General features: G+C 67.0%; 14 protein-coding genes. 9 read left to right on the top strand and 5 right to left on the bottom strand.

The window, feature by feature from the left end:
• Positions 1–51: 51 nt before the first annotated feature.
• From ACZ54P_RS32460 to asnB, 4 genes are read right to left on the bottom strand one after another with little or no spacing between them, the layout of a single operon-like run.
• Positions 52–318, bottom strand: a complete 267-nt coding sequence (locus ACZ54P_RS32460) for a CDGSH iron-sulfur domain-containing protein (RefSeq protein ID WP_465465409.1) — start codon at positions 316–318, stop codon at positions 52–54.
• A complete protein-coding gene (locus tag ACZ54P_RS32455) occupies positions 318–1,331 on the bottom strand; it encodes an iron-containing redox enzyme family protein (protein WP_465465408.1) in 1,014 nt (337 codons plus the stop codon). Before ACZ54P_RS32455 ends, ACZ54P_RS32460 begins: the two co-directional genes overlap by 1 nt.
• Positions 1,332–1,391: 60 nt before the next feature.
• Complete coding sequence (locus ACZ54P_RS32450) at positions 1,392–2,459, bottom strand: ornithine cyclodeaminase (protein WP_465465407.1); 1,068 nt, start codon at positions 2,457–2,459, stop codon at positions 1,392–1,394.
• A gap of 20 nt (positions 2,460–2,479) precedes the next feature.
• Entirely contained in the window at positions 2,480–4,306 is a 1,827-nt protein-coding gene (asnB, locus tag ACZ54P_RS32445) for an asparagine synthase (glutamine-hydrolyzing) (protein ID WP_465465406.1), read from the bottom strand.
• A 388-nt stretch (positions 4,307–4,694) separates the two neighbouring features.
• On the opposite strand from asnB, the gene ACZ54P_RS32440 reads away from it, so the two are divergent.
• From ACZ54P_RS32440 to ACZ54P_RS32405, 8 genes are read left to right on the top strand one after another with little or no spacing between them, the layout of a single operon-like run.
• On the top strand, positions 4,695–5,054 hold the full coding sequence (locus ACZ54P_RS32440; protein ID WP_465465405.1) for a hypothetical protein: 360 nt from the start codon (positions 4,695–4,697) through the stop codon (positions 5,052–5,054).
• Between the two features lie 60 nt (positions 5,055–5,114).
• A complete protein-coding gene (locus ACZ54P_RS32435; RefSeq protein ID WP_465465404.1) occupies positions 5,115–6,011 on the top strand; it encodes a phenylacetate--CoA ligase family protein in 897 nt (298 codons plus the stop codon).
• On the top strand, positions 6,008–7,744 hold the full coding sequence (locus ACZ54P_RS32430) for a prenyltransferase/squalene oxidase repeat-containing protein (RefSeq protein WP_465465403.1): 1,737 nt from the start codon (positions 6,008–6,010) through the stop codon (positions 7,742–7,744). Before ACZ54P_RS32435 ends, ACZ54P_RS32430 begins: the two co-directional genes overlap by 4 nt.
• Before the next feature lie 26 nt (positions 7,745–7,770).
• The gene (locus tag ACZ54P_RS32425) at positions 7,771–8,178 is read left to right on the top strand and encodes a tautomerase family protein (protein ID WP_465465402.1); all 408 of its coding nucleotides are present in this window, start codon (positions 7,771–7,773) and stop codon (positions 8,176–8,178) included.
• Positions 8,175–8,477 (top strand): acyl carrier protein, encoded by a 303-nt coding sequence (locus ACZ54P_RS32420; RefSeq protein ID WP_465465401.1) that lies wholly within the window; start codon positions 8,175–8,177, stop codon positions 8,475–8,477. Before ACZ54P_RS32425 ends, ACZ54P_RS32420 begins: the two co-directional genes overlap by 4 nt.
• Entirely contained in the window at positions 8,474–9,487 is a 1,014-nt protein-coding gene (locus ACZ54P_RS32415; protein WP_465465400.1) for a class I adenylate-forming enzyme family protein, read from the top strand. The genes ACZ54P_RS32420 and ACZ54P_RS32415 overlap by 4 nt, the downstream gene beginning before the upstream one ends.
• Positions 9,487–10,893, top strand: coding sequence for an amidase family protein (locus ACZ54P_RS32410; protein WP_465465399.1), 1,407 nt, complete (start codon positions 9,487–9,489; stop codon positions 10,891–10,893). Before ACZ54P_RS32415 ends, ACZ54P_RS32410 begins: the two co-directional genes overlap by 1 nt.
• 26 nt (positions 10,894–10,919) lie before the next feature.
• Entirely contained in the window at positions 10,920–12,119 is a 1,200-nt protein-coding gene (locus ACZ54P_RS32405) for a 3-deoxy-7-phosphoheptulonate synthase (protein WP_465465398.1), read from the top strand.
• 18 nt (positions 12,120–12,137) lie between these two features.
• On the opposite strand, the gene ACZ54P_RS32400 is transcribed toward ACZ54P_RS32405, so the two are convergent.
• On the bottom strand, positions 12,138–12,701 hold the full coding sequence (locus tag ACZ54P_RS32400) for a MarR family winged helix-turn-helix transcriptional regulator (protein ID WP_465465397.1): 564 nt from the start codon (positions 12,699–12,701) through the stop codon (positions 12,138–12,140).
• 95 nt (positions 12,702–12,796) lie between these two features.
• Between ACZ54P_RS32400 and ACZ54P_RS32395 the strand changes: the two genes are divergently transcribed.
• Positions 12,797–13,522: an SDR family NAD(P)-dependent oxidoreductase gene (locus ACZ54P_RS32395; RefSeq protein WP_465465396.1), complete on the top strand. Its 726-nt coding sequence runs from the start codon at positions 12,797–12,799 to the stop codon at positions 13,520–13,522.
• Positions 13,523–13,529: the final 7 nt, after the last annotated feature.

Here is a 13,529-nt window from a genome sequence, read left to right as displayed (position 1 = left end):
TCTTTCCTCCCCCTGATAGGTCGCGGATCGCGCGCCCGCCGGCGATTACCGCTACGTCCGGTTCGACCGATCCCCATTGCCGGCATTCCTCGCCCAGATATGGCTTCCATCGCAGAAGGGCTTCATCAGCGAACGTCCGCAACGGCAGAGAGCGATGGTCTTGCGCTGCGGGTCGATCGGCTCGTCGGTTTGGCTGCGCAGGTCGTAGTCGCCGCAGATGATGATCGGCCCGTCTTGGCACACCACGACCGTGGCCGGGGCAGGCCTCGACGGCACAGACCCGGCTTGGACGTCCTCACCCGATCCCCTGCCGTCCATCAGGCCGCCGCCGCGTCCGTCGTGTCACGGAGAGAGGATTCGCCGCGTTCCCAAGATGAAAGCATGCTCTCGTTGGCCCGTGCGCCCAGTTCGACCGTCGCGATGGCGCCGAAGACCAAATCGGACAACTCCTTCGGGTTCTCCCGCACGAACCTGCCACACATGTCATAGGCGGCGAGCTGCTCGTGGACAGCATCGGCCACGATGTGCTCCTGGAAGAACAGCCAAGAGTCGTCCGACCCGTTCAACCGTTGCAAACCATTACGGAAATTCCGATTCACATGATGTGAACCGATTTCCGTGATCGCCAGATTTCCGAGCAGCGCACCCCGATGGCGGCCATATGTGCCAAAATAGGATATCACGTTCACCGTCGCCAGCGAACAAGCCGGGACATCTTCGAAGTACGCGCCGAACTCGGTGAGCATGCCGAGTTCGTTCATGGTCAGTTCGAACAATTGAGAATGCAGCCGGCCCGGGATGCCGCCGCCGTACTCGTCGGCCTGGATCTCCACCAAGGCCGGTTTGCCGCCACCGCGCACCCGCGGAATGGCGAGACTGTGGTGGTCCGCCTCCATGAGACTGTAGACGGACCGGTGCATGAGAAACTCATGGAACTGAGCCATCGTGGCCTCTTGCTTGATGTAGCGCGAGAGAGACCTTCCCGGACTCGGTTTCCCAAGTTCCATCAGGAATGCGGGAAGCCGCCCCACGTCCACATCCGGCAGTCGACCGACCATTTCACCCAGCTCGCGGGCGAAGCGATTTTCGAGACGCCTTCGCAGCTCGATCAGCGAAGTTTCCCATTCCCACGTCTGCGCCGAATCCCCGAAGAGACAGTACTGGGGGCCATAGCACAAGAACAAACTCACTTGCAGGTCTTCATCGGAGACGGATTCCACCTCGCCCGTCGAAATGGCGTCCAAGGCGGCTTTGCCAACCGCCTCCGGTGGGCGCTGGAGGACACGGACAAGAACCTCGCTCACCGGACCGCGATGGTTGGGCAGCAACACCTGAACTCCCTGATCGATGACGGTGGATCGACAATGGTTTCGGCGGGACGGCTCGCCGGATCACATGAGCTCCAAAATCCGCCCGGCGTCCGCGTCGTTGGCCTGGCGCAGCACCGCGCCGAACAACGCCACATCGAGAATGCCGAGCCCGAAAGGGTTCACGACGACGTAACCGGTGTCCGGTCTCCGCACCGTCGTGTCACCGGCCAGCAACTCGCCGATCGTCGCGGTGATCGAGGGTCGGCCGTCCTGCGCCTTCGCGGCGATTCGACCCTCGTTGACCAGACGCCCCAAGGGCCGCCGAGGATTTTCGGTGATCAGGCGCAGGTCGTCGACCACGAGACTGGAGGCGTCGACCAGGACCTCGTCGGTGAGGTCGCCGAGCGACACGTTGACCAAGAGCGATCCGGGTCGCACCCACTCCCGCTGGACATACCCTTCGGCGACGGTGGTCAGAAACAGCGATATTTCCGCGCCGGACATCGCTTCGGCCGGTGTAGAGGCAACGGAGAACGAGACCTTCCGGTGCCGTAGGGCCAGTTCGCCGGCCAGGCTTTCGGCAACCGGCCGCCGCACGTCGAACAGAGTGATCCGGTTCAGCTCCGGACAGCGCGCGAGGAGCAGCGCGAGGTGCACCCTTGCCTGGGTTCCACATCCCACGACGGCCAGTGAGCGCACCGCCTGGTATCCGACGGCTTCGACGGATATCGCGGTCACGGCGGCCGTCCGCACGGCGCTGAGCACGCCGACCTCCATCACCGCGGTCACCCTGGCGGTCTGCGCGTCGAAGCAGAGACCCAGGCCACCGGCCCGTTCGAGGCCGAACTCGGGGTTCGACACACTGGCGTTGATGATCTTCATGCCATAGGCGCCCGCGGAATCCTGCTCGAATACGGCGCCCGGCATGCCGATCGACCGACTGTACGCACCGTGCCGATTGGTCCAGGACAGGTATGCCTCGGCGGGCAGGATCGTCCGGCCGGCGTGATGGCTCACGAGTGCGGCTTTGACCGCAGCCACCACGTCGACCGTCGCCAGGCAGTCCACGACGTCGGCTCGACCGAGGAACCGCACCGATTCCGGAGCCGGCTTCGCGAGCACGTCGGTGAGCCACGGGTTTTCCATCATTCCTCCAGACTCGGTATGGCTCACGAGTTCCCTTGATCCTGGTACCACTGCGCGAGGCTCAAGGCGGTTTCCAGCGGGTTGCGCCGAAGCTGGGTGTCGAAGTAGCCGGTCGGCCTGCTCAGCAACTTGCGGAGGGCGCCCGCGTCGACGATGTCCAGTGCCGGCGACCGGTTCTCCGCGAGAAGGGTGCCGACCCGGTGACGCAAGTCCCTTTCGTACCTGGTGTCGCCGGTGGTGGGATATGGGCTCTTTTTCCGGTTCAGCACCGACTCGGGCAACAGACCGGCCGCCGCGCCGCGGAGCACGCTCTTCTCCCGGCCGTCGTAGTTCTTGATCTTCCACGGGATGTTGTGCACGTACTCGACCAGCCGGTGATCACAGAACGGCACCCGCACTTCGAGACCGGCGGCCATGCTGAGCCGGTCCTTGCGATCCAGCAGTACCTGCAGCCAGCGCGTGAGATGCAGGTGGCTGAACTCGCGCATCCGCCGGTCCTGCGCGTCTTCTCCCGGCAGGTACTCAACTTCGCCGATCGCCTGCCGATAGCTGTCGGCACGGTACTCCCCGAACCGCGTGTGTTCGCGAAACTCGGCGGTCAGCATCTGCTCGGGGACGAACTGCATGGTGCTGAGCCAGGGAAAGTCCGCCGTGCCGACGACGCGGGGATCGTGAAACCAGTTGTACCCGCCGAAGACCTCGTCCGCGGACTCACCGGACAGCGCGACGGTCGACTGGTCACGGATGGCCGAGAAGAGCAGGTACAGCGAGGTGTCGACGTCACCGAAGGTGAGCGGGAGGTCGTGCGCGCCGAGTACGACGTCCCGGTTCAGGTCCTCCGTCAGGGCGTCTTCCGGCAGTTCGATGGTCCGGTGTGCCGTGCCGAGGTGTTCGACGACCCGGAGGGCGTAGGGATTGTCCCGCTCGGGCCGGAATTCGCTGGCACGGAAGTGTTCGGCGCTGCCGACGAAGTCGACGGAGAACGACCTGACCGGGCCTTCTCCCGTACTGCCGAGGATGTCCGCGGCGATGGCGGTCAACGCGCTCGAATCCAGGCCCCCGGACAACAGTGTGCACAGCGGTACGTCGGTGATCAGCTGCCTTCGCACCGTGTCGAAGAGCAGCTCGCGAACGTGGGCGACCGTGTCCGCGATGTCGTCCTCGTGCGGAACAGTGGGCAAACTCCAGTAGCGGGACAAGTGGTCGCCGTTGTCGTCGATGGTGAGGAAGTGTCCCGGCGGCAACTCGAACAAGTCGCGGAACGGGGTGACCCCGGGAGTCTTGATAAGTCCCAGCAGATCGGCGAGTCCCTGGTGATCGAGCCGGGGGGTGAACTCCGGATGCGCCAGCACCGCCTTCGGCTCGGACCCGAACAGCACCGCGTCCCCGGACCGGGCGTAATAGAGAGGTTTGATGCCCAGCCGGTCGCGCACCAGGAGGAGCCTGCGTTCGCGCGGATCCCACAACGCGAAGGCGAACATGCCGCTGAGCCGCTCGACGAAGCTGTCGCCCCACTCCAAGTAGGCGTTGAGCACCACTTCGGTGTCGCCGTGGGTCCGGAAGGCGTGCCCCCGACCGGCGAGTTCGGCCCTCAACTCGCGGAAGTTGTACACCTCGCCGCTGTAGCTGAGCACGGCGAGCGGTTGCTCGGGCGAGCCCGCGACCATCGGCTGCACGCCGCGGCGCACGTCGAGAATGGCCAGCCTGCGGTGGCCGAGGCCGACGTGCTGATCCGCCCACAGCCCTTCGTCATCCGGTCCGCGGCGGGCAAGCGTACGGGTCATACGTTCGAGATCCGCGTCATTCCACTCAACGGGACGCTTCAGATTGATCCAGCCGGCGATCCGCACATGACGTTCCCTGTCCTAGAGGCATGCTGGGTCTGCTTGATTCGCTCGTCCGCTGCACCGGCGAGTCGTGCACCCTGGCAAACGTGGCATTGGCTCGGCGCGACGGGCGCACGAGAGGGGTGTTTCACCGGCCGCGACGGCGATATAGTGCAGACGAACGCGCGCCAACAACTGCCGGTAATTCATCTGATCGAGGACGGTACTCAGCGTCCAACAGGGCCCGTACCGCCACCAGAGTGAAGACGGCCGTGAATGATACGAACGTCGATGTCTCTACCGGACAACTTGCGACAGCTCGGTGTTTAATGCTAAACTTGCGCTGATTGAATAGCCAGGGGGCCTCCAGAAGATCAGAGACTGAGCTTATTTCCTGGGGAGTGAATAAACCTTGATCATTAACAGCAGCGATCGTTTGCGTCTGCTGAATCAGGCAAGTGACGAGATCCGCGATCAGCAGCGAAAACTGCCCGACAAGAGCTTCTATCTGCGGAAACTTTCCGATACCTGGCAAAGAGCCAGGCGCACCGAAGCCTACACCGGCCTTCCGGAGTACTCCTTCGCCAGGTTCGAGGAACTCGACACCACCAGCAAGTTCAACCTCAAGAAAAGCCCTACTGAATTCTTGGCAGCCCCAGTTGACGCGGCGGCGAAATATTACGAGACCACCGGGACCACGGGACTGCCGACACCGACTCCGCGACTGGCGGAGGACATAATCTGGAACACCGTTTCGGTGGCCGAAGCCTGACGTGGTCTGTTGCCGGAAAACGAACGCGTATTGATTATGCTGCCATCGGACATCGTACCCGTGGCCGACCTTATCGTCGGTGTCTGCGAGTATCTCGGCAGGCCACACGCCAGGGCCTATCCGTTCGCCACCGGCATCTCCGACTGGGACCGGCTGATCGGACTGTGCACCACCTTCCGGCCGACCACCGTTTTCGCCGCACCAGGAGTGGCACTACAGTTCAGCAGGCTCATCAAACAACGTGGGCTTTTGCCGGAACTGAGCGCCGACGTGCACCGGTTGATGTTGCTCGGCGAGGTCAGCACCGCGCCGTTCCGGACCCGCCTCGGCCGCTGGTGGGGCGCCTCCGCGCTGGATGCCAGTTACGGGAGCACGGAGACCGGCACTCTGGCCGCCGGCTGTGTCCAGGACCGGTTGCACCTGCTGACCGCGACCAACTACTTCGAACTCGCCGATGACGACGGAATCGTTCGCCCGCTGCCGGAATCCGGCAGCGGACGGCTCGTCGTCACCCCGCTCAACCTGCATGCCCGATGCGTGCTGCGACTGGACACGGGGGACGACGTGCGGCTGGGTGCCCGCTGTGACTGTGGTGACCGCGCCCCGGTCATCGAAGTCGTCGGACGCAGTTCCGACGCGGTGGACGTGCGCGGCGCGAAACTCACCGTGCGCGCGGTCGAAGAGGTGGTCTACGGCGAGACCGAGGCGACCGGCTATTTGATGGAGACCGACGCGCCGGGCGCGTTCGCCCGGTTGATCCTGGAACGGGACGTGCACTGGGATCGGACCGGGGAAGCCACCATGGCCGACCGGCTCCAGCACTCCTCCCGGGAGGTACTCGGCCTGGAGTGGGACGAGGTGCTCTTCGTCAACCAGCTGCCCGCGAGCACCAAGAGCGGCGCTTCGCAGAAGAGCTGGAAGCGATCCAACTTCCGGGTAGTGGGAGCGGGCGGATGACCGCGCACCTGGCCCCCCACGCGCCGATCGGGACCGCCGTCACCACCGGTGAAGCAGACCTGTGGTGCACCTACGCGGCGGTCCGCACGGCCGCGTGGCTGGGCCGGACCCGCGAACTCCCCGGCAGGGCGGCGACCGTCGGCTACCTGAGCAGCCGCCGCAACAGCGATGGTGGTTACGCGTGGAGCAAGGGGATGGCATCCGACGCGTGGGCGACGTTCTACTGCACTCAGGCGATTGCTGAACTCGGTGCCGAGATCCCGCGGCTCGGCTCGACACGGGATTGGCTGCACCGGACCTGGTCCGGTGACGCGTACGCGATGCTGCCCGGCCAAGCCCCGGACGTGTGGGCCACGCATTTTTCGGTGCGCACCATGGTCGAACTGTGTCAGGACGACCCGGCGGACCGTCGTCGCCTGGTCGACTGGCTACGCGCGCTGCAGGCGCCGGACGGCGGCCTCGGCTGGTCGCCGGAGCACGCCGGGGCCACGTCTTCCGACGTCCGAGCGTGCTTTTACGGGGTGATGTCCTGGCGGGCGTTGCGGGCCGCGGAACCGGATCTGGCCCTTCCCTGGGACGGTCCCGCGCTGGTTCGGTGGCTGCGGGACCAGCAACAGGCCGAAGGCGGTTTCCGGTTCGGCCCGTCGGCCGACACTCCGTGCCTGTGGGCCACCTACCGGGCGACGGGAGCGCTCGAAGCGCTGGGCGCGGCCCCTGCCGAGCGACAACGGTGCCTCGGCTGGATCCTGGACCGCCGGTTGGCCGACGGCTCGTTCGTCCGGTGGGCAGGCTATGACGTGGCCGACGTCTGGGCCTTGTTCTGCGCGATCGGCTCGTTGCGGTCGTTGGGCGCGGACACCGGCGAGCATGCGGGTCCGGTGTTGCGCAGGCTGCGCGCCATGTCCTGCCCCTCCGGTGGCTTCACCTATCGCGAACCCGACCGGGCAGGGGACGCGCTCAGCACCGCGGCCACCGCGTTGCTGACGGCGGCCGACGACCCGCGGCAGGATCAGTGGCGTACCTGGCTGGCCGGATGCCGGCTGCCGAACGAGGGCGGAATCATGTACATGCCCGCCCGTGGCAGCGAAGTACGGTGCACCCTGTGGGCTCTCGCCGCAGGTGCGGCCCACGCCGACCCCACGGCGCCCCGCGAGATCGCGAACTGGTTGACAGAGCTGCAGAACCCGGACGGCGGTTTCGGCTATTGGGAAGGCCGGGGCTCGGATCTGGTCTCCACCGCGGCGGCGGTGGAAACCCTGCGGCTGCTCGGGATCCCGGTCGCCGAGGTGCTGGATCCCGCGCGCCTGAAGAAGTTCGTGTCGGGGTGCGGTGACGAACGGGGCTATCGGCACGTTCCGGGAGCGCCTCCTACGCTTCGCGCGGGGCTGCAGGCGTTACGGGTCCGGGAACAACTGGGCGAGACCGTACACGTCGAACTGACGGGCCTGCTCGAGCGGCACCGGGTGACCAGTGGCGGATTCGCCAACGAAGGTTCGCGGATGCCGGATCTGCTCAGCACCTACGAAGCCGTGGTGACCGCGGACCGTCAGCGGATTCCCGTGGACTTCCCCCGGCTGACCGTCTTCCTCGACCGGCTCTGCCGTCCGGAGGGCACCGCGTGGACACCGCTCGCACCAACCGGCGGTGGAGTGCTGGCCGACTGCCTCGGCGTGCTGCTCCGCGACCGGATCGCGGGGCGCCGGGGGGACCTGCCCGCACTCACCTTGTCCTGAGGGAAACCCTCCGTCCTGGGGAAATCATGCCCACCATCACTATTCGCACCACGGAACTGCCCACCACCGAACGCCGGGCCATCGCCGTCCGGCTGACCCGCTGGTTCTCCGAACACGGCAGCGACCGCAGACATGTGGTCGTGCGGTTCGAACGGACCGAGGAGGGCACGGTGTTCGTCGGCGGTCTGCCGGTCGAAGCCCTTCCGCACGAAGACGAAGGACTGCATCACGCGAGTGTCCTCTGCTGCGTGTCCGTCGGGAGAAGCGAGGCCTTCTACGAAGAGTTAGCCGCCGTACTCGCCGACTCGCTCGGCATGACCGCCGGGACTCCGTTCCTCTACCTCGAGTTCCGGCCCACACCCAAGGAATCCGTGTACTTCGGCGCCCAGGGACGACTCAGTCGCGCGGACGCCACTCGAAGGGGAAACCGATGACCGCATTTTCCGTGCCCGCCCTCGACTCCCTCCGGACCCGGACCCGGACCGTGCTGGCCGGCCTGTTCGGCCCGGAGATCGACGACCTGCCCGGCGACGCGCCGCTCCCGGAAACGCTGGGCGACCGCTACGACAGCCTTGGCGCGATGGAATGCGTCACCGCGATCGAAAAGGAATTCGGCATCGAGGTGGACTTCGTCGAGCACGACGTCCGATACACCTTCGCGCAGATGGACCGCATCGCGGAGTTCGTGCACGCCCACCTGGAGGACCAGGCCGCGTTCGGAGGACCCCGATGACGGCGGCGGAGATCGAGTTCCGCACGTCCGGGCACACGGGTTCGCCCGCCGTCTGGCTCCGCACCCAGGAGCAACTCCGGGCCGAGGCCCGACTGATCGCCGACGAACTCGTCGGCGAAGTCGAGCAGATCGTCAGCTTCGCGCCGGTGGAGCACCTGTTCGGACGGTTGTTCGCGCAGATCCTGCCGGAAATCCGCGACCTTCCCGTGCACCACCTCACCCACACCCCCACCGGATTGCCGCCCGAGGTGGACCAGAAGCGGACGTTGTTCGTCTGCCTGCCGTCGAGCTGGCTGGTACTGCGGCATCTGCTCGACCGGCTCAAGGCGCTGCCCTCGGCGGTCGCCCTGCACGGAACCGGGCCGACGGTGCAGGCCACCGGCGAGGTGCTGGCAGCGCTGTCCGGTACCGGTTTCCGCGCGTTCGAGTTGTTCGGGTCCACCGAAACCGGCGGAATAGCACATCGGGAAATCGTGCCGCCCGGCATCGAAGCGGGAAGCTGGCAGCTGCTGCCCGACGTCGAGTTCGCCGATCCGAGCGAAGTTCCGGGACAGTGGCTCCACATCCGGAGCCCGCGGCTGGCCCGCCGCAGCGACATGGTGTCCAGGCCGGAAACCTGGCGGCTGCCCGACGTGATCCACCGCAGCGGCCGGTCCTTCGAATTCCACGGTCGGGCGTCGGCTCTGATCAAGGTGAACGGGGCGCGGGTCAACCTCGAAGAGCTCGCGGCCGCGTTGCGGAACTCGGTCGACGGCCTGGACGTCGCCTGCCTGCCAGTGCACGATCCCGTCCGCGCCGAGCACTACGAACTGTTCTACAGCCTCGACCGGGACCTCTCCCGCCGGCAGATCTTCGACCGGCTGCGGGCGGTCATGCACGACTTCACCCCGCCGCGTGCGGTGCACCAGGTCCGGCGCATCCCGCGGACCGCGACCGGGAAGATCGCGGTCACCGCCTTGTACGCGCTCACGCAACAGGAACCCCGCGCGGCGTTGAAAGGGGCGAGCTGATGGCGGCGGCCCGTCCACGCCCGTCGGATCCCGCCGATGCGATGGCCGGCTACGCCGAGAAGGCGGGAATCGTCTATCCCGATGATCACCCCGCGTTGCCCGATCTGCTCGAACTACCGCTCGCCGAACGGTGCGATCTGAGCGATCGGGGCGAGTGGGACGACCGGAAGTGGGCGGAGCAGAACGCGACCTGGCATTCCGTGGCCGATGCCCGGTACCGGGCGGTCACCGCACGGCGGAGTCCCGGATCGGGAACCCCCCTGATCCGCGTCGGTGTCAAGGACACCATCGACGTCGCCGGTCTGCCCACCTCGTTGGGCCTGCGCCACTATCGGCATCATCCGCCGGTGACGGCGAGCGCGCTGGCCCGGCTCGACGGGGTCGAAGACCAGGTGATCGGCAAGGTCGTGAGCACCGAGCTGAACATCGGCGTCGGCTCCGGCTGCGTGAATCCCTATTTCCCGCACATCGATCCCGCGGGTTCGAGTACCGGTGCGGCCGTCGCCGTGGCGGCCGATCTCTGTGATCTCGGGATGGGCACGGACGTTCTCGGTTCGGTGCGGTGGCCTGCCGGTCAGTGCGGCACCGTCGGGTTGCGGATGACGCACGATCCGCGGCTGCTGCACGGCATCTTCCCGTTGTCACCGCCGATGGACGCGGTCGGCTGGGTGGCGCGTACGGCCGAAGACCTGGCGTTCCTGTGGCGGCGCCTGGGATTGGGCACCCTGCTCGGCGAGGGTGGGCAACCGGTGCCCGCCCGGTATCGCATCGGCGTGCCCGCGAACGTCCGAGAAGGCTCTTGCAGTCCCGAGATGCTGGAAACGCTGGATCTGGTCGGTGCCGCGCTCGCCGATGACGGCCACGAGGTGAACGACTCGAGGGTGTCGGACGACCTCTGGCAACGCCGTGGCGACGCCTGGCAGCTCTGCGCTCGGCAGGCATGGGACGGCTACCGGCTCTGGCGGCACTGGATCACCGTGCCGTTGCACGCGAGCACCGAGCAGGCGCTGGAAATCGGTGCACGGGTGAGCGACAGCCACTACGCGGAAATCCTCGATGCGATGTTCGCCTGCAGGCAGGAAAACACCGCCCGCTTCGGCGATCGCACGCACGCCTGGTTGCTCCCGCTGGATCCCTCTCCCCCGCCCGATCTGCGGACCTGCCGGCCAGCCGCCACCACCATTCCCGCCCCCGGAGAGGCCGACTACGACCGGCGGATCGGGTACACGCCGATCGCCAGTTTCGCCGGACTGCCCGCCATCGCCGTGCCCGCTCGGCTCAGCCAGGTGAACCGCGCGCCGCTCGGTGTGCAGATCGTCGGGCCGCCCGGCAGCGAGGAACGGCTGATCGACCTGGCCAGGCGGGTACAGCTCCGGCTGAGCCCAGCCGGCCTTCGCCCCGCGTGACGACCACCACCACACTGGAGACCGCGATGATCCCCCACGCAGTGCCGGAAATCGCCGCCGCCCACCAGCCCGAATGGTCCACACCGAACGAGCTGGCCGCTGTGCGGAGCGAACTGCGTTCCAGGCCACCGCTTGTCGACGCGAATTCCTGTTACGCGCTGGCCGGAGAACTCGAGTTCGTCGCCCGCGGGGAAGCCGTGGTGATCCAGGCGGGCGACTGTGCCGAACTGTTCGCCGACTCGGAGCGGCACCGGGTCCAGACCAAGGCCTCCCAGCTGCACCACCTCTGTGACACCGCTGAATCCGCCGGGGTGCCGACTGTCCGGATCGGACGATTCGCCGGCCAGTTCGCCAAACCCCGTTCCTGCGCGACGGAAGTCCTGCCGGACGGCGCCGAAATCCCGGTCTACCGCGGCGACGCGGTGAACGGCCTGAGTCCCACGGCTGCGGCGAGGCGGGCCGATCCGGCACGCATGCTGACCGCCTACGACCTCGCGGCGAAGGGGCTGGACGCGCTCTTCATGCGGCAGCTGCTGCTCTTGGAAGGCGGCAGCGGCATCAGTTCGATGCTGGCACCGACCTACATCAGCCACGAAGCCCTGCTCCTGGACTTCGAGCAGGCGCTGCTTCGCCCGGACCCGACCCGCGGCGGCAGCTACGCTTCCTCGGCCCATATGGTGTGGATCGGTGAGCGCACCCGCCAGCTCGACCACGCGCATCTGGCCTTCGCGGAGCGGATCAATAACCCCGTCGGGGTGAAGATCGGCCCGAACGCGACTCCGGAAGAACTGATCGCCATCGTCGACCGCCTGGCCGACGGGCATCGTCCCGGTCGGCTGAGCCTCATCATCCGCATGGGCGCGGAGAAGATCGCGGACCGGTTCCCCGTTCTGGTGGCCGCACTGGGCTCGCGAGCCAGGTGGGTGACCTGGCTCTGCGATCCCATGCACGGCAACACCAGGAAGACCTCGACCGGGCAGAAGACCCGCGTCGTCACGGAGATCCAGGCCGAGATCGGGCAGTTCTGCCGGATCTTGCGGGAGCGGCGGATTCACCCGGGCGGCCTCCACCTGGAGGTGAGCCCGGACCCGGTGACCGAATGCGTGGACACGACGGCCGAGCTGAGCGGCGCGCCCGCACCGGCCAGGTACGAGTCCGCCTGCGATCCCCGGCTGAACCCGGTCCAGGCGCAGCGGGTGGTCCGGCATTTCACCCGATCGTTGTGAGTCCGCGCTCCGCTGGTTTCAGAGCGGCGAGCCGACGTCGCCGACATGCGAAACGCCATGATCGTCACACCGCGTCTGGACCTCCCCGAGGAGCAGCCGCAGCAGTGAGGAGAGCTGGCTTCGCTGCTCGCCGGTCAGCCCGGAGATCAGTTCGAGTTCCCGCGCGAGCACCCGGTCGACGGTCTGCTCCACCAGGGCGTGCCCGGCCGGGGTCAAGGTCACGTACACGCTGCGACCAGGGGGTTCGGTATGCCGCTCGACCAGCCCCTCACGTTCCGCCCGGGCCACCCGCTGCGAGATCGCTCCCGCAGTGACCAGGGTCTGTCTCGCCAGCTCCCTGGTCGTCAGGGAGTACGGCGGGGAGCTGCGCCGGAGCACGCTGAGCAGGTCCAAGGTGGCCGAATCGACATCGGAGTCGAGCAGTACCCGGCGGCGGTCCTCACCGAACAGTTTGGCCAGCTGCCACAACCTGGTCACGATCCCGATGGACTCGGTCGACGTGCCAGGGCGTTCGCGTTGCCAGGCCGCCTCGATCTCGTCCGCGGCGTCCGGCGTGGGGTCTTTCCCGGACGCTGTACTCATCCCAGACCTCCACCTCGGTTGTCGGCTATACGACATACAGCCTATCATTTAGGCCTAAACGTGAGTTCGAACCAGCGAACACGAAGGAAGGCTAGATGATTCGGACAATTCTGGTTACCGGCGGGGGCACCGGCATCGGCAGGGCCGTGGCCGCACGATTCGCGGCGTCCGACGCCGTCGTGCACATCACCGGGCGACGCAAAGAAGTGCTGGTCGCGACGGCGGCCGAGCTGGGCCCGTCGGTCCGTCCGCTCGTCTGCGACAGCACCGATCCCGAGCAGGTGACCGCCGCGCTGGCCGAACTGGACGGGCCGATCGACGTGCTGGTCAACAACGCCGGCGGCAACACCGACTTCGATCTCCCCGATCAGGACGGGCTCGCCGGGGTTCTCGCACACTGGCGGGCGAACCTGGACGCCAACCTCATCAGCGCGGTACTGACCACGACAGCGGTCGCCGACAAGCTGGCCGACGGCGGCTCGGTGATCCACATCGGGTCCATCGCCGCCGACCAGGGCGCGGGATCGTACGGCGCGGCCAAGGCCGGACTCGCGTCATGGAACATCGATCTGGCCAAGCAGCTGGGCGCCCGCAAGATTACCGCGAACGTCGTTTCGCCGGGCTACATCCGCGAGACCGAGTTCTTCCGGGACAAGCTCCCCGCCGAGCGGGCCGAGCAGCTGGTCGAGGCGACCAGCACCGGTCGTGCCGGAATCCCCGACGACATCGCCGAAACGGTGTTCTTCCTCGCTTCCGCCGGTGCCCGGCACATCACCGGGCAGACTTTCGGCGTCAACGGCGGCGCCCACCCGACCAGGTAGAGGGACG

The sequence above is a fragment of the Amycolatopsis sp. NPDC034160 genome (assembly GCF_055575355.1).
Note: the sequence above shows the minus strand (reverse complement) of the source record. Positions and strands in the feature narration are given on the sequence as shown.

Excerpts from the sequence above, each read along its gene's own strand:
- ACZ54P_RS32405 (WP_465465398.1), top strand. The coding sequence starts at position 10,920 with ATGATCCCCCACGCAGTGCCGGAAATCGCCGCCGCCCACCAGCCCGAA.
- ACZ54P_RS32395 (WP_465465396.1), top strand. The coding sequence starts at position 12,797 with ATGATTCGGACAATTCTGGTTACCGGCGGGGGCACCGGCATCGGCAGG.
- ACZ54P_RS32415 (WP_465465400.1), top strand. The coding sequence starts at position 8,474 with ATGACGGCGGCGGAGATCGAGTTCCGCACGTCCGGGCACACGGGTTCG.
- ACZ54P_RS32450 (WP_465465407.1), bottom strand. The coding sequence starts at position 2,459 with ATGATGGAAAACCCGTGGCTCACCGACGTGCTCGCGAAGCCGGCTCCG.
- ACZ54P_RS32400 (WP_465465397.1), bottom strand. The coding sequence starts at position 12,701 with ATGAGTACAGCGTCCGGGAAAGACCCCACGCCGGACGCCGCGGACGAG.
- ACZ54P_RS32410 (WP_465465399.1), top strand. The coding sequence starts at position 9,487 with ATGGCGGCGGCCCGTCCACGCCCGTCGGATCCCGCCGATGCGATGGCC.
- ACZ54P_RS32425 (WP_465465402.1), top strand. The coding sequence starts at position 7,771 with ATGCCCACCATCACTATTCGCACCACGGAACTGCCCACCACCGAACGC.
- ACZ54P_RS32460 (WP_465465409.1), bottom strand. The coding sequence starts at position 318 with ATGGACGGCAGGGGATCGGGTGAGGACGTCCAAGCCGGGTCTGTGCCG.
- ACZ54P_RS32430 (WP_465465403.1), top strand. The coding sequence starts at position 6,008 with ATGACCGCGCACCTGGCCCCCCACGCGCCGATCGGGACCGCCGTCACC.
- ACZ54P_RS32420 (WP_465465401.1), top strand. The coding sequence starts at position 8,175 with ATGACCGCATTTTCCGTGCCCGCCCTCGACTCCCTCCGGACCCGGACC.